The sequence below is a fragment of the Polycladospora coralii genome (assembly GCF_014773435.2).
Classification (GTDB): Bacteria; Bacillota; Bacilli; order Thermoactinomycetales; family Thermoactinomycetaceae; genus Polycladospora; species Polycladospora coralii.
In genome coordinates this window covers 1-20418 of the sequence record NZ_JACXAG020000014.1, presented here as the reverse complement: position 1 = coordinate 20418, position 20418 = coordinate 1, and the positions used below count along the sequence as shown (strand labels likewise).

Annotated in this window: 22 protein-coding genes; 14 read left to right on the top strand and 8 right to left on the bottom strand. The window is 38.6% G+C overall.

Annotated elements, in window-relative coordinates; all coding sequences use genetic code 11:
* Positions 1-267 precede the first annotated feature (267 nt).
* Positions 268-1239 (top strand): phosphotransferase enzyme family protein, encoded by a 972-nt coding sequence (locus tag IC619_RS16170; protein ID WP_191141107.1) that lies wholly within the window; start codon positions 268-270, stop codon positions 1237-1239.
* Between the two features lie 70 nt (positions 1240-1309).
* Here IC619_RS16170 and IC619_RS16165 read toward each other — a convergent pair whose 3' ends face one another.
* Together IC619_RS16165 and IC619_RS16160 are read right to left on the bottom strand one after the other, a co-directional pair.
* The gene (locus tag IC619_RS16165; RefSeq protein ID WP_191141108.1) at positions 1310-1807 is read right to left on the bottom strand and encodes a hypothetical protein; all 498 of its coding nucleotides are present in this window, start codon (positions 1805-1807) and stop codon (positions 1310-1312) included.
* A 93-nt stretch (positions 1808-1900) separates the two neighbouring features.
* The gene (locus tag IC619_RS16160) at positions 1901-2683 is read right to left on the bottom strand and encodes an undecaprenyl-diphosphate phosphatase (protein ID WP_191141109.1); all 783 of its coding nucleotides are present in this window, start codon (positions 2681-2683) and stop codon (positions 1901-1903) included.
* Positions 2684-2928: 245 nt separating this feature from the next.
* Here IC619_RS16160 and IC619_RS16155 point away from each other — a divergent pair, with 245 nt between their 5' ends.
* Positions 2929-3618, top strand: coding sequence for a hypothetical protein (locus IC619_RS16155; RefSeq protein WP_191141110.1), 690 nt, complete (start codon positions 2929-2931; stop codon positions 3616-3618).
* 22 nt (positions 3619-3640) lie between these two features.
* On the opposite strand, the gene IC619_RS16150 is transcribed toward IC619_RS16155, so the two are convergent.
* Complete coding sequence (locus tag IC619_RS16150) at positions 3641-3895, bottom strand: hypothetical protein (RefSeq protein ID WP_191141111.1); 255 nt, start codon at positions 3893-3895, stop codon at positions 3641-3643.
* Positions 3896-4066: 171 nt separating this feature from the next.
* Between IC619_RS16150 and IC619_RS16145 the strand changes: the two genes are divergently transcribed.
* Together IC619_RS16145 and IC619_RS16140 are read left to right on the top strand one after the other, a co-directional pair.
* The gene (locus IC619_RS16145) at positions 4067-4420 is read left to right on the top strand and encodes a carboxymuconolactone decarboxylase family protein (protein ID WP_191141112.1); all 354 of its coding nucleotides are present in this window, start codon (positions 4067-4069) and stop codon (positions 4418-4420) included.
* Positions 4421-4622: 202 nt separating this feature from the next.
* Positions 4623-5102 (top strand): CBS domain-containing protein, encoded by a 480-nt coding sequence (locus IC619_RS16140; RefSeq protein ID WP_191141113.1) that lies wholly within the window; start codon positions 4623-4625, stop codon positions 5100-5102.
* 93 nt (positions 5103-5195) lie between these two features.
* Here the strand turns inward: IC619_RS16140 and IC619_RS16135 are convergent, their stop codons facing one another.
* The gene (locus IC619_RS16135) at positions 5196-5642 is read right to left on the bottom strand and encodes a hypothetical protein (RefSeq protein ID WP_191141114.1); all 447 of its coding nucleotides are present in this window, start codon (positions 5640-5642) and stop codon (positions 5196-5198) included.
* Positions 5643-6688: 1046 nt separating this feature from the next.
* Between IC619_RS16135 and sufC the strand changes: the two genes are divergently transcribed.
* The 6 genes from sufC (at position 6689) to IC619_RS16105 (ending at position 13320) form a co-directional block, all read left to right on the top strand.
* Positions 6689-7477 (top strand): Fe-S cluster assembly ATPase SufC, encoded by a 789-nt coding sequence (gene sufC / locus IC619_RS16130; RefSeq protein WP_191141115.1) that lies wholly within the window; start codon positions 6689-6691, stop codon positions 7475-7477.
* A 13-nt stretch (positions 7478-7490) separates the two neighbouring features.
* The gene (sufD, locus tag IC619_RS16125) at positions 7491-8798 is read left to right on the top strand and encodes a Fe-S cluster assembly protein SufD (RefSeq protein ID WP_191141116.1); all 1308 of its coding nucleotides are present in this window, start codon (positions 7491-7493) and stop codon (positions 8796-8798) included.
* Positions 8795-10018 carry a cysteine desulfurase gene (locus IC619_RS16120; protein ID WP_191141117.1) on the top strand — a complete coding sequence of 408 codons (1224 nt, stop codon included), beginning with the start codon at positions 8795-8797 and terminating at the stop codon, positions 10016-10018. The genes sufD and IC619_RS16120 overlap by 4 nt, the downstream gene beginning before the upstream one ends.
* Positions 10005-10445 (top strand): Fe-S cluster assembly sulfur transfer protein SufU, encoded by a 441-nt coding sequence (gene sufU / locus IC619_RS16115; RefSeq protein ID WP_249669906.1) that lies wholly within the window; start codon positions 10005-10007, stop codon positions 10443-10445. Before IC619_RS16120 ends, sufU begins: the two co-directional genes overlap by 14 nt.
* A 4-nt stretch (positions 10446-10449) precedes the next feature.
* Positions 10450-11883 (top strand): Fe-S cluster assembly protein SufB, encoded by a 1434-nt coding sequence (gene sufB / locus IC619_RS16110; protein WP_191141118.1) that lies wholly within the window; start codon positions 10450-10452, stop codon positions 11881-11883.
* A gap of 567 nt (positions 11884-12450) precedes the next feature.
* Positions 12451-13320, top strand: a complete 870-nt coding sequence (locus IC619_RS16105) for a dimethylarginine dimethylaminohydrolase family protein (RefSeq protein ID WP_191141119.1) — start codon at positions 12451-12453, stop codon at positions 13318-13320.
* A 12-nt stretch (positions 13321-13332) separates the two neighbouring features.
* Here IC619_RS16105 and IC619_RS16100 read toward each other — a convergent pair whose 3' ends face one another.
* Both IC619_RS16100 and IC619_RS16095 read right to left on the bottom strand, forming a co-directional pair.
* A complete protein-coding gene (locus IC619_RS16100) occupies positions 13333-14472 on the bottom strand; it encodes an N-acetyldiaminopimelate deacetylase (RefSeq protein ID WP_430624118.1) in 1140 nt (379 codons plus the stop codon).
* A gap of 14 nt (positions 14473-14486) precedes the next feature.
* Entirely contained in the window at positions 14487-15686 is a 1200-nt protein-coding gene (locus IC619_RS16095) for an aspartate aminotransferase family protein (protein ID WP_191141120.1), read from the bottom strand.
* Positions 15687-15812: 126 nt separating this feature from the next.
* Here IC619_RS16095 and IC619_RS16090 point away from each other — a divergent pair, with 126 nt between their 5' ends.
* Positions 15813-16454: an NAD(P)H-binding protein gene (locus IC619_RS16090; RefSeq protein WP_191141121.1), complete on the top strand. Its 642-nt coding sequence runs from the start codon at positions 15813-15815 to the stop codon at positions 16452-16454.
* A gap of 39 nt (positions 16455-16493) precedes the next feature.
* Here the strand turns inward: IC619_RS16090 and dapD are convergent, their stop codons facing one another.
* Together dapD and IC619_RS16080 are read right to left on the bottom strand one after the other, a co-directional pair.
* Positions 16494-17204, bottom strand: a complete 711-nt coding sequence (gene dapD / locus IC619_RS16085; protein ID WP_191141122.1) for a 2,3,4,5-tetrahydropyridine-2,6-dicarboxylate N-acetyltransferase — start codon at positions 17202-17204, stop codon at positions 16494-16496.
* A gap of 154 nt (positions 17205-17358) precedes the next feature.
* Positions 17359-18690, bottom strand: a complete 1332-nt coding sequence (locus tag IC619_RS16080) for a helix-turn-helix domain-containing protein (protein WP_191141123.1) — start codon at positions 18688-18690, stop codon at positions 17359-17361.
* Between the two features lie 409 nt (positions 18691-19099).
* Here IC619_RS16080 and IC619_RS16075 point away from each other — a divergent pair, with 409 nt between their 5' ends.
* The 3 genes from IC619_RS16075 to IC619_RS17435 form a co-directional block, all read left to right on the top strand.
* Complete coding sequence (locus tag IC619_RS16075) at positions 19100-19930, top strand: YihY/virulence factor BrkB family protein (protein ID WP_191141124.1); 831 nt, start codon at positions 19100-19102, stop codon at positions 19928-19930.
* An 87-nt stretch (positions 19931-20017) separates the two neighbouring features.
* Positions 20018-20185 (top strand): response regulator transcription factor, encoded by a 168-nt coding sequence (locus IC619_RS16070; protein ID WP_191141125.1) that lies wholly within the window; start codon positions 20018-20020, stop codon positions 20183-20185.
* A 32-nt stretch (positions 20186-20217) separates the two neighbouring features.
* Positions 20218-20418: helix-turn-helix domain-containing protein (locus IC619_RS17435; protein ID WP_213260984.1), on the top strand; the 201-nt coding region annotated here is incomplete at its 3' end.

The following is a 20418-nucleotide window of genomic DNA, read 5'->3' as shown; positions in this document are numbered from 1 at the left end:
CGTAACAAGGTATCCCTACCGGAAGGTGGGGATGGATCACCTCCTTTCTAAGGACGCTCCTTCTAGGAGCTTAAATCGAAGTAATACCTCTCAGGCATGTTACTCACTCTTTAGTTTTCAGGGAATATATATAAAAAGACTTTCACATTTGTGAAAGTCTTTTTATATATATTTAATCGATTTTAGATATGACTAGTTAGAGTTGTATCATTTTTAATTTTATTCCGATATAATGAATATACTTTTATTTGTGAAAAGGTGATAGAGATGAAAAAAACGATCCAATTAGATGATATAGCCAAACGTGCAATTGAGATGTACGATTTAGATGTTAGGGAAATAACCTTTTTATTAGAAGAAACCAATATTTTTTATAAGGTATTGGATCATGCTGGTCAACAATATGCTTTAAAAATATTTCAAACAGAATCGAGTACATTGGAAGATAATAAAGCAGAAATATTTTTTATGAATATCATTAGGAAAAGTCAGCATGTTTCACTTCCTAATGTATACATTGGAAAAAATGGAGATGAAATTCAACTGGTCGAAACGATAGATTCAGATATTCCGAAACGAGTAGCTTTATATAGCTGGATCGAAGGTGAAGATTTGGATGGGAATGAAAACGAAGCGCGTTATGAGCAATTTGGGGAATTAACGGCTTTGTTGCATCAAGCAACAATTGATGTGAATATACCACCTGAAATTAAACCTAAAAAATGGGACGAAGTATTTTATTATCGTCATGAAAAACCCGTGTATAAAGAGACGATTTATCAACGGTTTTTAGATGACGATTATCATAACGTAATGGATAAGATTATTCCATTTTTAAACAAAAAGTTAGCGAATTATTATGAAGATCACTTAAAAAATGTTCGCCTGATTCACGGTGATTTAAATCCTTGGAATGTAAAAGTAGAAAATGAAAAAATGCATATTTTAGATTTTGAAGATGCACTACTCGGACTTCCGATTCATGACTTTGCTACAATGCTGTACTATTATCAAGACCAAGATGATTACGCTAATATTAAAAAGTGTTTTTTTAATGGCTATCAAAAGATTAGCCAATTACCGGTGTTTACTGATTATGATATAGACTTACTCATTACTGCTCGCAGAGTTAACTACTTGAATTATGTATTACTGGTGGATGATGACCCTCAAAAATTTATCGAAGAAAATATGAAGAAAGTCCATCTGTTTTTAAATAAATATCAGATCACACTTTAAACTCCACCTCCTTAAAATAAGGAGGTGGAGTTTGACAATAAAATAAAATCAAACCATGACATCGATTTCATTATGATATGTATTGCTTTGTATCAGAATAAGCTTGATCGGAATGAATAAGTATATTTCCATATCCAGATTCTTGTGCGAATGCTTGGCATATTTTAGCTGTATGAACTTGAAGTAATGTCATAGGTGAGTGCATCGTATGTGTAGGAATCAGCTCGCATAGTACATATCCAGTATCCTGTAAAACAGATTGAGACAAACTAATTATAAAATGGCGTCTTGATGCGCTGGTGTTCATTTGGGAATGTTTAGAAATTTGAGCGTTCCACTTTCCTTTTCGAATGACCCAAATCATGCCAGACTGTAGTAAGGGGTTTAAAACAATACGTTTTCTCCGGATTAAACCTTCAATTAAGATAAACCAAGGTTCATTTTGAATGTGACGGGAAGATATAGGATTGTCGTGTTGGAAGTAGGCGTGAATATCTTTAGCTAATGAGGAATCGTTTGGTAGAATATGTTCGCACAATTGAATTAATGCATGTGACTGGTACTTCATGTATAGCCTCCTTCTAGTTTCTGGAACATATGTTCTTGAATTGATTATATGGTATTTAGTGTGTGGTTACAATATTGGAAAGAGAAGTTCTGTCTAAAAAAAATTAACCCATTGTAGCACTAAAATTACAATCCCTACTCCCCATACATAGAGGGCAAATCCTTTCAAAGATCCCTTTTTTAAGGTTTGAATCATCCATTTGACAGCTATGTAACCAAATACGGCAGATACCACCATACCAACTAGTAAAGAGCTGAGTGGCAATGCATGAGAGCCGGTTGTAAATAACTGCCGACTTTGGAGGATAACGGCTCCGGTAATAGATGGAATGGAAACTAGAAATGAAAAATAAGCGGCTGTTTCTTTATCGATTTTACGCCATATAGCTGCTGCAATCGTGAGACCGGAACGTGATAATGCAGGCATGATGGCTGCACCTTGGAATGTACCAATGAGTAGTGCGTCGGTATAAGAGATGTCGTGTACTTTTTTGAAGCCGTTATCCTTCCAGCGATCAGCCATCCATAAGATTAAACCGGTAATTAAAAACTCCCAACCGATCGTTTCACCAGTTCGGGCAATGATTTCAAAGTAATCTTTAAAGAGCAAACCAATAATAGCCGTAGGAATTGTAGCAACAAGAACGAGCCTACTTAAGGGACTCAAGGGGTGTTTGATCATGAATGTAATCTCGCGCCAGTAAACAGCGACTACTGCCAATAAAGTTCCGAAATGAAGCATGGTATCTAAGAATATGCCAGCATCATCTAGTCCAAATAAGTGACGACCGATGTATAAGTGTCCTGTACTTGAGATGGGTAAAAATTCTGTGAGCCCTTGAATTAAGCCGAGCACAATCGCTTCGATGATGTCCATCCTACTTGCTCCTTCCAACAACAGTTGTGCATGTAATGTGTAACAAATGAAGTGGTATTTTTTACATATATGTGACTCGTCCATCGTTTAGAATGAGGGAGTTCCATAGTTAGACAAAACACTTATCTATCAGGAAGGATTGGGCATGTTAGAATGAAAAGCGATAGAGTATGGCGAACGAAATACACGACGGTTCAAATGAAAAAATGATGAAAAACGATATGCTTGATGTTGGAGGTTTAAAGATGGACAAAGAATCACTTTTCACACAGTCTAAGCAACGGGTTGGACACTTACTTCCAAAGGAAACTTTTATGGATTATGCGCATCCCAATAACAGAATGCTGATTGCTGTTACTTTGTTGCGTCAAGGAGAAGAGGACCTAGCCTATCATTTATATCAGGAAATTGTTGCAGAAGGTCCTAAAGAAAATCCGAACCATCACTTTGCCTTTGTACGAAGTTTAATTGATTTATCTGAAGTAGATAGCAAGTACGAACGGTTCGCAGACGCAACAAATAAATTACAGTTAGCACTTCGACACTTCCCCGATTCAATGGGATATATGACGAGTAAAGTACATTTGGAAGTTTACTTAGCTTATTATTTATATCTAGCAGGAGATAGGCCTGAAGCTTTAAAGCAAATCGCACATGTTTGTAAGCAAGAAAAATCGCGTTTTGAATTGATGCCGCTGTTGGATGCAAAGGTGATCGTAGGTCCTGGACTATGCTATGCCTTACATCAATGGGCCCTTTTTTATGTGATGGAAGAGAAGTGGGGTCAAGCGATTAGTAAGATCGTCGAAATGAAAGCTTTTGCACACGTTGTAGAAGAAACCTATGTAGCTGAAGCGCTGCAACTACAAGAAAGTGATCCAGAAGCTGCATTTCAATTGTTGGAACAAGCTTTTCAATATGAAGATGTAGATTAAAAAGACGTCTTAAGACGTCTTTTTAAGGGAGGCTTGTGATCAATTGATCCAAGTCAATCTGTTCTTCTAAATATTGTTGCACCTTATTTGAGAAGTGGGTACTTTCTTCATCAGAAAGTTCTAATGCTAGGAGAAGCTCTACATAAGGGTTAAAATCTTGCTTGAAAATATGAATCATGTTCGTATGAAAAAGAGCCTCCAGTCCTACTGTCTTCAAGTAGACTTCTTTCATCATTTGTAAAATTAAGCTGGTGAGTAGTTTTTTTTGCGGATTCATGAGTTAATCCTCTCTTGTTGTTCAGATTATGAGCATAATAAATGCGATTATTATTATATCAAATCGTACGTAAAAACTGTATATCTGATTAAAATCGAAATAGATAAGTGCATGAGAACGCCTAAAGTAGACTAAAATAAAGACAACAACAAACAGGAAGCAGGGATGTAGATGCAAGAACAAATGATTGAACAGAGTATAATGGATTATAAAGAAGGTGTAAGTAAGTTTGCTAAGCATATGCCTGATGTGGTAAACCACTACCATGCCTTTACAGATGCTTGCTTTCAAGACGGTGTGATAGCTAAAAAGACAAAACACTTAATAGGTATGTCCTTAGGTATACAGTCGGGGGATGAATACTGCATCATATATCATACAAAAAATGCAGTCGATTGTGGAGCATCAGAACAAGAAGTGATGGAAGCGGCATCTGTTTGTGCTGCTTTTGGTGGCGGATATGCGATGTCCCAAGTGGTTACTTTACTGCAAGATACGATGGCTACCGTTCAAAAGGTCCATTAGAGAGAAGATTTGTAGAGGATTTCTGATTGATCATATAGTGAAAAATGCTAAAGGATAGTGGATAACAAAATAAGGGTTCTAGGATTTGTTCCGCTAGAAGCCTTATTTTGTTGTATAATAAGAATGATCCTCTCGTGAATAGGAGAGGGAATATGTATTGGATACGGCACCCCCTTTGACGGGAATAAGGGAGTTTTTAAGCATGTCACAAGATACTCAATCAGAATTTCTTTTTTCACGAACGATTACGCCGCTCATTATTCCAAAAGAGAAGGTCGTTGTGGTATATCCCCAGTGGTCTTTGGAGCGAGCGTTGTTGGTTCTGACACGTCAAGGAACTAACTCAGTACCCGTTATTAACGACTCAGATCAAGTAGAAGGATTAATAAGCAAAACCGATATTCTGGATTTTTTAATGAAGAAGAGTCAAGGTGATGACGATTTTGACTTTACAGGCATTGCGAATTATAAAGTAAGTGATGCACTAAACCCAATCCATACGGGTATACTAGCTGACTCTATTTTTTCATTTGCATTCGAAGTACTTGTTAATCAATCATATGTTCCGATAATAGATATTAAAGGTAAATTTGTAGGGATATTGACTCGAAAAGTGATGATGGAGAAAGTGATTGAATTTTTCAAAGAAGAATATTTACAAGCTTTCGCTAAGCAAATTTAAAGATTAACTCCCTATGGAGCTGGTAAAAACCGCGCTGAGACAGGTTATAAGAAATCTGTCTCTTTCTCATTGTGTCGTATAAGTCGACAACATTCACTTCAATGGTAGTAATTGAGCGATAATACCTGATTTTGAACATTGTTCGTAATAATATATCATTTCACTCCAATACAATCGATCATGAGCTTCCTGGCAGATTTCACTTCGTAATTTGTTGTATTGAAGCCATCCAAATAAAGTAAATTCTGATAAAGGTAAAGAGAAGTCTTCAACGTAAGCAGCTGCAATAAACGATCTTAACTGTAAAAACGTATCTGTCAGTATCATTTTTTGCTTGGCGGGTTGATCATATTGGCTTAACTTTACTTTGCGGCGTTGGTGATGCCATTCTTGTAAGATGCGTCTTTTGAAAAAACAAGTACGGTAATGATCATAGTCACTTTTATCAATTTGTATTTGGAACGTGTTGGTTGAGTCTGGGGTAGGAGTAGTGGGCAAAGCATGATTTAGGTGAAATACTTCATTTGTCTCTTTCCTCATTATTAGCCTCCAATCGTCCTTTTAGTATACATAGGCGTGATCGTAATGATTTACACAATACAGGATTCGTTTATGGATCAAGTAGATCTGTCTTGTAGCATTTTGGTAGGCACCTAATGTGTGAAAGGTTAAAAGTGGACAAGCAAAACTTACACGATATTGCAGTTACCGACTAGGTAACCTAAATTCCAATAGAAGTGTATCATTTAGCAGATTCGATAATACACGTTTAAGATAATAGAAAAAGTCAATTTCTGCCGTACATATGAATTGAGGATAACCTATCTGTCTATTAGTATAACAAATATTATAATATTTGAACACTCCCTCTACTTCTTAGCCTAAGTGGAGGAAGTGTTGACGGAGTGTACTGCAAAGGTAATCATATAACGATTCAAATAGACGCTTGTAATGGAAGGGTGCTCTAATTTTTGAGCAATAAAATAAAAATTACTATTGCAAAAGAGAATCATTTTCAATTATAATTAGGTCATGGTTAGTGATTAGAGTAACGATGAATTGAATCAACTCTTTCCAAGAAATTGAAAATCTCCCACGGATCGAAAAGGTCTGTCCCAAGTATGTGTTCTGATGTAACCTCCTGTGTAGGAGGTTTTTTTATTTTGAATGCTTCTCCTCTTTCTTTACATACCAGCCATTCTTTAAATGTTTATAGTTCTTTTTGTTGTCAGGGTGAAGGGGGCAATACTGACACCTGCCTCCCGGTCTTTTTTCAAAACATTTAATACATTGAATGGGCTTTTCCATTTTTATTTACCCCCTTATTGAGAATCATAACGTATAATTTATAAAAAATGGGATATGTTGCATCGTTATTGGAAAACTTAGGGATAGGAATAAAAAAAGGATGGATTATACCTTGATCTGTGATACGCTCTACAGTAGAATGAAATGAGAATCATATGAGAATCAATCTAAATTAGATTGTTGCTCCAATCAGAAGTGTGCTTGGATATGCGTATTCCCAATAGTGTTTTCACTTATTGGTTAATATAGAAGAAGTTCAAATCTGGAGGAATGAAAATATGGCAAACAAACCAAATTTAAAAATAAAGGATCTACATGTTGCAATTGATGAAAAAGAAATTTTAAAAGGAGTCAATCTAGAGATTAATGGTGGGGAAATCCATGCGATCATGGGACCGAACGGAACAGGGAAAAGTACACTCGCTTCAGCTTTAATGGGACATCCTCGCTATGAAGTTTCAAAAGGAGAAGCGCTTTTAGACCAAGCAGATTTACTTGACATGGATGTTGATGAGCGTGCACGTGCTGGTCTTTTCTTAGCGATGCAATATCCAAGTGAAGTAAGCGGTGTGACCAATTCGGACTTCTTACGCAGTGCGATTAATGCGAAGCGTGATGAAGGAAATGAGATTTCACTGATGAAGTTTATTCGTGAAATGGACAAAAAAATGGAATTACTTGAGATGGACGAAAAATTTGCGACTCGTTATTTAAATGAAGGGTTTTCTGGTGGGGAAAAGAAACGAAATGAAATTTTGCAATTGATGATGCTCAATCCACGCATCGCCATCCTGGATGAGATTGACTCTGGGTTAGATATCGACGCGCTAAAAGTGGTTGCAGCTGGAGTAAATGCAATGCGAGGCGATGAATTTGGAGCATTGATTATCACGCACTATCAACGTTTGCTTAATTATATTAAACCAGACTTTGTACATGTATTTATGCAAGGAAGAATTGTCAAGTCGGGTGGACCAGAATTAGCAGAGCGTTTAGAAGCAGAAGGTTATGATTGGGTAAAAGAGGAATTGGGTATAGAAGACGAAACCGTAGGACAACAAGGTTAAGGAGGGGGTAGACATGAATATGGTAAACCAAACCTCTATGGACGATAAAAGGGTTACGCAATATGCCCAGTCTCGTCAAGAGCCTAAGTGGTTATTAGAAAAGCGTTTAGATGCATTATCCCAAATAGAAGAACTTGCTCTGCCCCAGTTAGAGAAGACCAATATTAATAACTGGAACTTTACAAAGTTCGATGCTTTTAAAGAAGAAGAAGCGATTACAGCATTACAAGAGCTTCCATCTGAATTTAGTGCATTTGTCTTTGATCAAGAAACAGCAAATGTCGTGGTACAAAAAAATGCGAGTAGCGTATTTCAACAATTTGATCCTCAAATAGCGGATAAGGGTGTTATTTTCTCCGATTTACACACTGCTTTGCGAGAACATGAGGAACTAGTTAAATCCTATATGATGTCTTCAAAAATGAAGCGAGACGAACATAAGCTAGCGGCTATTCATCAAGCGCTATTTAACGGTGGTGTCTTTCTTTATGTGCCCAAGAATGTTGAGCTAACGATCCCTTTTCAGAGCTTATTCTACGGACAGGGTAAAGATGCAGCGATTCTACCTTATATTATGATTGTCACTGAAGAAAATGCACGTGTAGAGTTTATCGCAAATTTTGTAGCTGATAAAAGTGATGAAGTTGCGATGCATAATGGTATGATTGACGTGTTTGTAGGTTCGAATGCAAATGTACGTGTTTCTACAATGAATAACTTAAATCAGACCGCAGTGGATGTCTTATATCGCCGCTCTTATGTCGGGCGAGATGGCCAGTTAGAATGGATCACTTCTGAATTGAGTGATGGACGTATTATCTCAGATAATACAACGCATCTTGTAGAAGATGGTGGCACGGTTAACGTAAAAGCAGTCATTCTTGGAGCGGGTGAGACTCGCTCAAATATTACAACGAATATCCGTCATTGGGGTAAACATACGAATAGTGATATTCATGCGCGCTCTGTGATGAAAGACGCTGCTACCAATATACTAAATAGTATTACCAAGATCGAGAAGGATGCTAGTAAATCGGATGGCCAGCAAACGGGTAAAGTCCTTATGTTGAACCCTAAAGCAAGAGGAGATGCAAACCCGATTCTACTCATTGATGAAAATGATGTGACTGCGGGACATGCGGCAAGTGTTGGACGTGTAGATCCTCTGCAAATGTATTATCTAATGTCGCGTGGTGTAAGTAAAGAACAGGCCGAAAAACTCATTATTTATGGCTTTTTAGATGCCGTTATATCGGATATCCCATCTGAAGCATTACAAAAGAGAATTCATGAGGTTATCGAAGGGAAGTTTCAATCATGAATCGCTTTCACCAAGATTTCCCAATTCTAAAGCAAGAGGTCAATGGATCGCCACTTGTGTACTTGGATAGTTCTGCGACTTCACAGAAACCAGCGCAAGTGATAGATGCGATAGATGCTTACTATAAGCAGATCAATTCTAATGTACATCGTGGTGTGCATACACTAGGTACGATGGCTACAGATGCCTATGAAGGAGCTCGAGAAAAAGTACGTGCACTTATTCATGCACGTACAACCAAAGAGATTATTTTTAATCGGGGTACAACCACGGGTATTAATCTGGTAGCGCGTAGTTATGCAGCTGCAAAGTTAACTGCAGATGATGAAATCTTACTAACTCCAGCAGAACATCATAGTAATCTTATTCCTTGGCAACAAGCGGCAAAATCATCTGGTGCGCAATTAAAGTATTTTGAACTAGAACCAGATGGCTCATTAGATCTAGCGAAAGCAAAAAAAATGATTACTTCACGTACCAAGGTGATCGCCATCAATCATGTCTCAAATGTTATGGGTACGATTCATCCATTGAAAGAGCTAGCTAAGCTTGTGCACGCTCATGGCGGTGTCATTGCAGTAGATGGCGCTCAGAGTGTACCGCATTTAAAAGTAGATGTACAAGATTTGGACGTTGATTTTTATACTTTTTCAGGCCATAAAATGTTCGGGCCTACAGGGATTGGCGTATTATATGGAAAAGAAGCTTTGTTAGATCAAATGGAGCCTGTTGAATTTGGTGGCGAAATGATTGACCATGTGGACTTATATGAATCGACATGGAAGGAACTTCCTTGGAAGTTTGAAGGTGGAACGCCAATCATTGCTGGTGCAATTGGATTAGGTGCTGCAATTGATTATATCAACAGCATTGGCATAGAAGTAATAGAGAAACACGACCTAGAAATTTCGCAATACGCTTATGATCAGCTAGCCTCACACATAGAGGGGATTTCATTATATGGCCCAAAGCAAGGACGGATGGGAATGGTTACCTTTAATTTAGGTGATGTTCATCCTCACGATGTGGCAACGGTTTTGGATGCTGAAGGTATTGCAGTGAGAGCTGGTCACCATTGCTGTCAGCCGCTGATGCGTTGGTTAAATGTATCGGCAACAGCGCGGGCTAGCTTCCACATCTATAATGATGAGTCAGATATTGATCGTTTGATAAAAGGTCTACAAAAAACGAAGGAGTATTTCGGACATGTCTTTAGATGATTTGTATCGTCGTGTTATCATGGATCATTATCAAAAACCCCGAAATAAGGGGAAGATGGAAAACGATGCCGTTTCTGTTGAACTGAATAACCCAACCTGCGGGGATAAGATTTATTTACAGATGCGTGTGGAAGATGGAAAAATCGTAGATGCTAAGTTTACGGGTGAAGGATGCTCGATCAGTATGGCGTCCGCTTCTATGATGACAGAAGCAGTCAAAGGATTAACCGAAGATGAATCGCTCAAGTTGGTGGATTTATTTTCCCGGATGATGTTGGGAGAAGAAGTAGATGTTGATCAATTTCCGCTTGAAGATATTGAAGCGTTAACAGGTGTGGCGAAGTTTCCTGCTCGAATCAAGTGTGCCACATTGGCATGGAAAGCCTTAGAAAAAGGTTTAGGAGATAATCATTCAAAGGAGGCGTAAGATCATGGCTAAAGAAATACCGAATGTGCCAGATATACCAGATTATCAGTATGGGTTTCATGATAAAGATGTCTCGGTTTTCCGTTCAAAAAAAGGATTAAACAGACAGATTGTAGAGGAAATATCACGTATGAAGGGCGAACCTGAGTGGATGTTAGAGTTTCGTCTCAAATCGTTAGAGCAATTTTACAAAATGCCAATGCCAAGCAGTGCGAATAGTAAGTGGTTCTCCTTACTACCAGGTAATTTAGATGAGCTTAATTTTGACGATATTACCTATTATGTGAAGCCATCTGAACGGCAGGGTAAAACATGGGAAGAAGTACCAGATGAAATTAAGCAAACCTTTGACAAACTAGGTATTCCGGAAGCAGAACAAAAATTCCTAGCAGGTGTATCTGCTCAATACGAGTCAGAAGTTGTTTATCACAACATGCAGAAGGAACTAGAAGAGCAAGGCGTTATTTTCTGTGACACAGATACGGCTGTACGTGAGTACCCTGAGTTAATGAAAGAATACTTTGGTACAGTCGTCCCGCCATCTGATAATAAATTTGCGGCTTTAAATAGTGCCGTTTGGAGTGGCGGAAGCTTTATCTATGTACCTAAAGGTGTGAAGTGTGATGTGCCTCTTCAAGCCTATTTCCGGATTAACTCTGAAAATATGGGTCAGTTCGAACGTACACTGATTATCGCTGATGAAGACAGTTTTGTTCACTATGTAGAAGGGTGTACGGCTCCTGTATACAGTACAAACTCCTTACACTCTGCAGTGGTAGAAATTGTAGTTCGCGATAACGCACGTTGCCGTTATACGACGATTCAAAACTGGGCACCTAATATTTATAACCTAGTAACCAAACGTGCTGTGGCAGATAAAGGTGCGCATATGGAATGGGTAGACGGTAATATCGGAAGTAAGCTAACCATGAAATATCCAGCAGTTGTCATGCGTGGAGAAGGAGCAAAGGCTGATGTTCTTTCCATAGCGGTAGCAGGGAAGAATCAACACCAAGATGCGGGCGCTAAAGTAACAGCCTTAGCACCTAATTGTACTTCTACCATTATCTCTAAGTCGATTGCGAAACAAGGTGGGAAAGTAACCTATCGCGGACTAAGTAGCTTCGGACCTAAAGCGGATGGATCAAAAGCCAACGTCAAATGTGATACGCTCATATTAGATAATGAGTCAACTTCTGATACCATTCCGTATAATGAAGTTAAAACGGACAATGTAATGTTGGAACATGAAGCGACTGTGTCTAAAGTAAGTGAAGATCAACTGTTCTACCTAATGAGTCGTGGTCTGACGGAAGATGAAGCGACCCAAATGATTATCATGGGCTTCATCGAACCGTTTACAAAAGAATTACCAATGGAATATGCGGTGGAAATGAATCGTCTAATTAAGTTTGAGATGGAAGGTTCCATCGGGTAAAATCCCAAGACCCTTGGTATAACATTTTTATACCAAGGGTCTTTTTATCTTCAGCACACAGACTTCGAAAGCAAGGTTTTATTCTGAAAAAAATCAGACGCAAATTTCAGAAACGGTTTAGGCCGAGGGTATGTGCTACATTTAGGTGAAAATGAATGAAGTGAAGTTTGAAATGGCTTATCAAGGAACTACATGCTTCAGGGTGTAGTTCCTAATTTTTTGCGAAAAAATTTGGTATAATAGTTGATATGCGTGTCAAGATAAGAAAGGGGAATAGGCGATGAAATTCCTAGGTCAATATTTTTACTTTATACTACTATTCGTGATCATGATCCTATTTTTAAGTTTTGTGTGGATTCGAACATCGTGGTGAAAAGATAAAGAGATAGGCTGAAATGCACTCTATTCGATAGAAGAAGGGTGTCCTATAAAATGATTAAATATTCGCATGATTGAAATGTGTTATGCTCAGATTCAAGTTGGGGAATGTATGTCAGTAAGGATATGGTTAAAAATAAGTACTACACGGATTCAATCCACAAAATTTTATAGTAGGAGTCTACTCAAATGACCAATGTACATGATTTATCAACGGAAGATAAATACAATTTATATCCTTTTTGTGATCATGAATATACACCCTTGAAACAGGTATTGATGTGTCCACCATCGTATTTTCGGATAAGTGAAGTGATTAATGAAACACAGCGTCACTTTGTAGATGAAAAAATTGATGCCGGAAGAGCTACTGCACAGTTTGATCAATTAGTAACGGTATTGAAAAGCCATGGTGTAGAAGTGCTTTTGCTTCAACCAGATCCCCGGTTCCCAGAACAAGTTTATACACGAGATATTGGCTTTACTTTAGGAAATCTATTTTTTCAAGCCTCTTTATCAGAAGAGATTAGACAAAAAGAAGAAGTGGTACTCGATAAGTGGCTGATCAAGCAGGAGATTTTATCATTTGAAATTGACAATGGTACGATTGAAGGTGGCGATGTTTTTATTGATGGCGATCAAGTGTTAATTGGTATCAGTGATCGAACTTCATTGTCTGCTGTCTATGCATTACAAAGTGAATGGGAACAATTTAACATAAAGCCGATTCCCTTTACCAAAAAATACCTACATTTGGATTGTGTGTTTAACATATTGTCAGCACAGGATGGACTGATCTATCCTCCCGCTTTTGCGGAGACAGAGCTAAAATGGCTATCTAAAAATCGGGACTTAATCGAAGTAACAGCAGAAGAACAATTTGGGCTAGCGACAAATATTATTTCGATTGGTAATCGTGTAGTGATTAGCCATCCACAACAAAAACGAATTAATCAGGAGTTAAGGACTAGAGGTTACACCGTTGAAGAGGTAGATGTTTCTGAAATTGTTAAAGGTGGCGGTGCTTTTCGGTGCATAACGCTTCCCATCCTGAGATAAGCAGAGCGATTTTTATGAATCGCTCTGCCTGATTTCACTTATATAGTTACACATGGTTTGAATGGCTACTGCAATCGCTTTTTCATTGGGTTCAATTTGAGGATGATGTAACCCATAGGGTGTATCAACACCTAACCAAAACATAAAGCCTGGTATTTCTCTTAGGAAGTATCCAAAGTCTTCTCCTGTCATGGCAACCGAACATTCAACCAAGTTGATATCAGGTTGGGCTTGTGCCCAGTGCATAAAATGTTGCGTTGGCTTAACATGATTCTCAACTTGGCAATAGCTACAACCCCAATCGATTTCAGTCTTACAGTGATAACCGATGGCAGTCGCTTCTACCATGGATTGAATACGGGCTTTAACCTTTTCCATAGCTGCGAGTGTTAGCGTGCGAATCGTGCCTTCTAGACGACCATGGTCAGCAATGATGTTTTGTTTCGTGCCTGCTGTCATCTTACCAATTGTTACGATGACGGAATCTAAGGGGTCTACATTTCGGGAAACAATCGTTTGCAATTGTGTAGCTAAATGAGAAGTAGCGATCACCATATCATTTGCTTGATGGGGTCGTGCTGCGTGACCACCTGTTCCATACAAATCAACAAAAAGCTCTGAAGTATTGGCAAACAATATACCGGGACGCGTGGCGATCGTACCTACAGGGTAATCTGGCGCGATATGTAAGGCCATGATCAGATCAGGTTTCCACTTCTGAAACTGTGCACTGGCCATCATGGGTAGTGCACCGCCAGGGCCTTCTTCCGCTGGTTCAAAAATAAAGATGAGGTCATCTTGATGTGGGTTGTGTGCGAAATGTGTGAGTATACCTAGTGTGATGGCCATATGGATGTCGTGTCCGCACGCATGCATAAACCCTTCATGATTAGATTGGAACGCATAAGAAGTATTTTCAGAAATCGGTAAACCATCCATGTCTGTACGATAACCAATTCGTATACTGGGATTGGTCCCAGACACTTTGACCAGAATACCTGTGCGCCACGTCTCAATTTCAAGACGTTCAGAAGGTAATGTTGATAGATAGGAAAGAATCAGCTGTTGTGTTTTAAATTCCTTAAAACCAGGTTCCGGAATTTGGTGTAATGCACGTCTAAGCTGAATAAAGGTTTCCATATTGTAAGACATGCGCATAAATCACCTCAACTTGTTGTAATGAGCTCACGTACGTTTTCGATAAGAAAATCAACCTCACGATGTTGTAAAGTAAGTGGAGGTAACAATCGAATAATGGTTTGAGCTGTCACATTGACCAGGATGCCTCTTTCTAGTAATTGACGTTGAAAATGGCTGACTTCATTTGCTGTCAAATGGGTACGTATTCCAATCATCATACCTTTGCCATCCATATAGTTAAAGATATGAGGAAATTCCTTACATAACTTTTCAAGTTCATGCCATAAATAGTGCGCAGTTTCTCGACCCGTCTTCATTAAACCATCATCCAATAATAAATCAAGTACGGTATTTCCAAGCGCTGCACTTAGAGGAGAAGGTGCAAATGTTGTGCCATGGTCACCCGGCTTAAACAAATCGGCTGTCCGTTCATTACCGATAATTCCGCCGATCGGTAACCCACCTCCAATGCCTTTGGCAAACAGAATTACATCAGGATGGATGTCATAATCTTGATAGGCAAACAAAGTACCTGTACGTCCTACGCCTGTCTGAATTTCATCTACACAGAAGAGCATATCTTCTTCGCGACATATTTGATTAATCATTTTTAGATAGGCGGGTGCTAAAGAAATGACACCACCGGCTCCCATAATCGGTTCTACTAATATAGCGGCAGGCTTTTTCTCTCTACAGATATTGGCTAGTTCTTCTGTATCGTTAAGCGGTACTTCGAAAACGGGAAAAGATAACTGTGGAAAATTTTGATAGACACCAGGTTGTCGTGTGAGACGTAAGGCACCAAGGGTACGTCCATGAAAGCTGTTTTGGATAACGACAATGCCATGACGTCCGTTTTGTTTTAAATCAGTCCACTTTGAAATTAATTTAATGGTTGCTTCAGTTGCTTCTGCGCCTGAATTGCAGAAGAAAACTTTTCCTTTTGTAAACGTATGCTCAACCAATCGCTTGGCCAATTGGATGGCAGGAGGATTATGAAATAAATTAGAGATATGTAAAAATCGATTTCCCTGCTCTTCGAGTGTTTCCATTAAGCGTGGATGAGTGTGACCCAATATATTCACAGCGAGCCCAGTAAATAAATCTAAATAACGATTTCCATCTATATCATATAAATAATTGCCTTCAGCACGATCAATTGTGATAGGTAGCCGTGTTACGGTTGACATGATATAAGTTTGGTCAAGTGTAGCCCAGTTATCCATAGTCATACTCCTTTTAAAGTTAGAGATATCATAGAAAGAGTATAGCACATTCTGCTGAGGGTTATAGCGAAAACGAAAACGGGTAAAGTTAAGAAAGGATAATATACAAAAAGTGGAGTGATGCTAGTGAACGTATTAGTTACAGGAGCGAATGGGAAAATCGGACGGATGGTATCGGCTTTCTTGGCGGAGAAAAATGATGTCGTTCACGCGATGATTCGTGATAAAAACCAGGCTAAATATTTCCATGAATTAGGGATAGACACAATTGTTGCAGACCTTGAAAAGGACTTTTCACATGCATGCGAAGGCATGGATGCGATCATCTTTACAGCAGGGTCAGGGGCTCATACAGGACCTGATAAGACCTTACTCATAGATCGAGACGGTGCGATAAAAGCGATTGATGAAGCAACCAAGAGAGGGATTAATCGCTTTGTGTTGGTGAGTTCACTACGTGCAGAACAGCCTGAAGCGGGTCCCGAATCATTACAACTTTATCTGCAAGCTAAACGGGATGCAGATATACATCTACAAGCAAGTTCCCTCGATTATACGATTATTCGTCCAGGAACTTTATCTGATGATTCCGGTACAGGAAAAGTTTCCATTGCAGATCATCTTGCCTATCAACCTCAGCCAATTCCACGTATTGATGTGGCACATACGATCGTAGAAACATTGAAACAAAAAAACACCTATCGACGTACCTTTGATTTACTTCCTGGCAACCAAACCATTTCAGACGCCTTGAATAGATTAGAGTGAAAAAAGAAGCATCCATCTTTCACAATGGATGCTTCTTTTTTATAATTGACGTAACTCTTGTTTGATTTCTGTTTTAGAACGTGTTTTTTCATCAATTTTCTTAATGATTTTAGCTGGTGTTCCTGCTACTACAACATTTTCTGGGACATCATCAACAACGACAGCACCTGCAGCTACGACAGAGCCTTTGCCCACGCGTACACCTTCCAAGATGACTGCATTAGCCCCAATGACAACATCATCTTCAACGACGACAGGAGATGCTGAAGGAGGTTCGATGACGCCTGCGATTACAGAGCCGGCTCCAATGTGGCAATTTTTACCGATTGTCCCACGACCACCAATCACGACATTCATGTCGATCATTGTACCTTCACCAATCACGGCACCGATATTAATCATAGCACCCATCATGATCACAGCATTGTTCCCAATCTCAACCTGATCACGAATGATCGCACCTGGCTCAATTCGGGCCTGAATACCTTTAAGATCGAGTAAGGGGATCGCTGAATTACGACGGTCATTCTCGACGACATAATCTTCAATCTGTGCTTCATATTGAGCTAAAAGTGGTTTAATGATATTCCAATCCCCAAATAAGACACCTGTAGATTCGTTTACAAAGGACTGTAGATTTTCCCCGAAATCGATTCCTGCTAGTTGCCCTTTTATATGTACTTTAACAGGGGTTTTCTTTTCACTGTTTTGGATAAACGCGATAATTTGATTAGCATCCATTTGCTCCATGTACAACATCCTTTCTGTAACTATACATGTCAGTATAGCATAGGTGTATGAGATATTATGCGGAAAGAATAAAAAAGAGATATGAATCCGCTAGGGAATTACATCTCAAACGTATCGAATTTTATGATTTTTCCACTTTAGCGTCGTGTACGAATCACATCTGATCAATTAAATATTCAAATCCCATGCGAGGGTCATTTCCTTTACTGATATACATTTTGCGTATGCATTCTTGGAATTGGTTTTCATTTCTTCCTTCAAAGCATTTTGCTAGACTAAACCAAACGCGTTGCTCTTTCTGAGGGTCTTTAAATTCTTTAGCTAATGCCAAAGCTTGTTCATAATGATGTATCGCTTCGTCTACTTTTTTAGTCGTGTAACATAGATCACCCAGCAGGATTAGACTTGTTGTGAGGCGTGGATTATCGCCTATTCGATCAGCTGCCTCGACTGCTTCTTGCAGAAATTGGTGGGATTCACGGTATCGGAATTGTTGCATATATAAGCTACCTAGCTTTGCAAGCACAACTGTCATGCGTTGCGCGTCATTTAAACGATTTTTCAGCTGTAAAGCGATTTGTAGAGCCGTCTCTGCCATCTTCCATTCCTTAGTGGCGGTATAAGCACTCCCTAATACAGTCCACAGATCACATAAACTATCGTATTGATCGTTGCGTCGGGCTAGCTGAATCCCTTCTTTCGCGATAAAAATGGCATCATCACATAACCCCGAAATATATAAAAACTCCGCATGTAGCCAATAGAAGCTAAGTCTTGTTGAAATATCATCAATGCTAGATATCTCTTCCCATATATCTTGTACAATGCGTAAGCCTTCAGGAGCACGACCTAAATGTTTAAGGTAAGTACATTTATTACGATACAGAAGGAATTTAATATGTTTATTTTCACCGTCTTCCACAAATGCTTTAAGTCCGTTGTCGGTTTGAACTAGGGCTTTTTCAAGATCATTTTGATAATATAAGATCAAACCTAGCAGCAAATAGCTGGACGCTTCCATATTAAATTCTGTATAGGGGTGTTGTTGGGAAATTCGCAGCACTGTGTTCAGAGAGCGTTCTGCTTGTTTCCATTTTCCTTTGCTTACATAACACTTACCCTTATAATAATAAGCATGTCCAGCAAAAGGGTGTGTGTCATCTAACTGTAACGCATCAATACGCTTTATTGCTTCTTCGAATGAGTCTATTTTTTGTAGCGTGTCAATTGCTAATAGATCAAAACGTATTTTTTTTAAGTTCTCTTCTTCATTCTGTACGATGTCAGGAAGTGTATGCATATTGAGATCAAGCTTTTCTAAGAGATAAGTGATTTTTTCTGGACTTACATGCGCAATTCCTCTTTCAATATTACTTACAGTGGCAGGCGATATATTATCGTCAGATAAATCTTCAAGTCGTAGTCCGCGCTCTTTACGTATTTTACGAATGACTTCCCCAATTTCATGTAAGGCTAAAGTTGTCAATGCAAATCACCCCAATCATTTATTTTTAGTCAAACTTAATGTCGATTTGCCACAATTGGAAAAGCTTATGTGTAGCTGATCAAAATGATTAGAGTCGTGATTTATATCTATGAATAAATAATATACAATTATTTTAGTTACGTTACATAAAATATTGAAATGGCCAATCGACGCAGACATTGGATATCTACTATATTACACCTTTTTTATAAAATTAGGAATATGTATTTTTTATTTCTATTATAAAATATCTTTATAGATAGATAAACTTGAATCCATGTTATGCTTGTATATGAAATAGAAAACAGCCAAATTATATGAAAATGTATCAAGTGTATCGCATGTATGAAGGCAACTCATTTGCCACGCCTGCTTATAAACACTCTTTTCTCGTACACAGGAGGAAACGATGATGATACTCTATTTTTTACGTGAGTTAAAGGACCGCTTTGTAGGAGATCATTTGTTCGATTCGGCGGCACAGCTTGCTTATTACTTTTTGATGTCCTTATTTCCTTTTCTATTTGTCGCTTTCACGTTTCTAGGGTATCTTCCGGTATCTAGTTTTGAAATTTTAGAAATGGTAAAACCGTATGCGCCAGCTAATACCTATGAATTGATTTCTTCTAATCTTACTGTTGTGTTGGATGAACAGCGTGGAGATATTTTATCAGTTGGGATTTTTGTAACGATTTATTTGGCATCGGCTGCTTTTCAATCTATGATTCGTATTCTGAATAAAGTGTATCAAGTAAAGCAGAATCGTCCATTTTGGAAATCGATGGTGATTGGTATTGTTTTGATGTTTGGCTTGCTACTGGCACTCGTTATATCATTAATACTACCCGTATTTGGAAAAATAATTGGAGACTTCGTTGCTTCTTTTTTTGGACTTACCAACTGGTTTCATGCGATATGGAGTTGGATCAGATGGCTACTTAGTAGTTTGGTGATATTAGCTGTCTTTATTTTGCTATATAAATATGCACCAAATACAAAAGTACGAATGATTCAAGCGATTCCTGGTGCCTTATTTACCACTTTAGGGTGGCAACTCAGCTCCTTAGGTTTTTCTTATTATGTCTCGTTTAATGACTACACATTGATTTATGGAAACCTAGGCGGCTTAATTATTTTGGTGGTTTGGTTCTACCTGTCGGCTTTAATTTTAATCATTGGCGGCGTCTTGAATGCGACTTTGTGTCACTTTGATATTATTATTGGGAGGCGTCCTAGTTAAACACTTGCTTAACTTTTTTGGAATTATACTTGTAAATCTTTTTCATTTGTTAAGATGGAGAGTGACATGTAACAGAGGTGAATAAAAATGAATGATCCCCATATATTGCTTGTTGATGATGAAGAGGAAATATTAAACTTGCTTGAAATTGTCTTACATAAAGAAGGATTTGATCATACACATAAAGCAACGACAGCAGATGAAGCGTTGAAGATGTGTAGGGAATTGAATCCTGATTTTATTCAATATAGCTGAGAATACGCCCGCCTCAACGAAGTAGGTGAGGGATGAATCGGCTTTGGACGAGGGAGGTGATCAAGATGATGCGTACCTATCAGTTTAAGCTGGAGCCGAACAAGGCGCAGATTGAAAAGATTGAATGGACACTCTCCATGTGTCGTTGGCTCTATAACGCGATGTTAGAACAGAGAAAATTTGCCTATGAGAAACGAAGTCAGACCGTGAATTACAGCAAACAAGCCAATGAG

What these genes read in the sequence shown, in the direction of transcription:
- IC619_RS16170 (WP_191141107.1), top strand. Translation starts at nt 268, where the DNA reads ATGAAAAAAACGATCCAATTAGATGATATAGCCAAACGTGCAATTGAG.
- IC619_RS16165 (WP_191141108.1), bottom strand. Translation starts at nt 1,807, where the DNA reads ATGAAGTACCAGTCACATGCATTAATTCAATTGTGCGAACATATTCTA.
- IC619_RS16160 (WP_191141109.1), bottom strand. Translation starts at nt 2,683, where the DNA reads ATGGACATCATCGAAGCGATTGTGCTCGGCTTAATTCAAGGGCTCACA.
- IC619_RS16155 (WP_191141110.1), top strand. Translation starts at nt 2,929, where the DNA reads ATGGACAAAGAATCACTTTTCACACAGTCTAAGCAACGGGTTGGACAC.
- IC619_RS16150 (WP_191141111.1), bottom strand. Translation starts at nt 3,895, where the DNA reads ATGAATCCGCAAAAAAAACTACTCACCAGCTTAATTTTACAAATGATG.
- IC619_RS16145 (WP_191141112.1), top strand. Translation starts at nt 4,067, where the DNA reads ATGCAAGAACAAATGATTGAACAGAGTATAATGGATTATAAAGAAGGT.
- IC619_RS16140 (WP_191141113.1), top strand. Translation starts at nt 4,623, where the DNA reads ATGTCACAAGATACTCAATCAGAATTTCTTTTTTCACGAACGATTACG.
- IC619_RS16135 (WP_191141114.1), bottom strand. Translation starts at nt 5,642, where the DNA reads ATGAGGAAAGAGACAAATGAAGTATTTCACCTAAATCATGCTTTGCCC.
- sufC (WP_191141115.1), top strand. Translation starts at nt 6,689, where the DNA reads ATGGCAAACAAACCAAATTTAAAAATAAAGGATCTACATGTTGCAATT.
- sufD (WP_191141116.1), top strand. Translation starts at nt 7,491, where the DNA reads ATGAATATGGTAAACCAAACCTCTATGGACGATAAAAGGGTTACGCAA.
- IC619_RS16120 (WP_191141117.1), top strand. Translation starts at nt 8,795, where the DNA reads ATGAATCGCTTTCACCAAGATTTCCCAATTCTAAAGCAAGAGGTCAAT.
- sufU (WP_249669906.1), top strand. Translation starts at nt 10,005, where the DNA reads ATGTCTTTAGATGATTTGTATCGTCGTGTTATCATGGATCATTATCAA.
- sufB (WP_191141118.1), top strand. Translation starts at nt 10,450, where the DNA reads ATGGCTAAAGAAATACCGAATGTGCCAGATATACCAGATTATCAGTAT.
- IC619_RS16105 (WP_191141119.1), top strand. Translation starts at nt 12,451, where the DNA reads ATGACCAATGTACATGATTTATCAACGGAAGATAAATACAATTTATAT.
- IC619_RS16100 (WP_430624118.1), bottom strand. Translation starts at nt 14,472, where the DNA reads ATGTCTTACAATATGGAAACCTTTATTCAGCTTAGACGTGCATTACAC.
- IC619_RS16095 (WP_191141120.1), bottom strand. Translation starts at nt 15,686, where the DNA reads ATGGATAACTGGGCTACACTTGACCAAACTTATATCATGTCAACCGTA.
- dapD (WP_191141122.1), bottom strand. Translation starts at nt 17,204, where the DNA reads ATGGAGCAAATGGATGCTAATCAAATTATCGCGTTTATCCAAAACAGT.
- IC619_RS16075 (WP_191141124.1), top strand. Translation starts at nt 19,100, where the DNA reads ATGATGATACTCTATTTTTTACGTGAGTTAAAGGACCGCTTTGTAGGA.
- IC619_RS16070 (WP_191141125.1), top strand. Translation starts at nt 20,018, where the DNA reads ATGAATGATCCCCATATATTGCTTGTTGATGATGAAGAGGAAATATTA.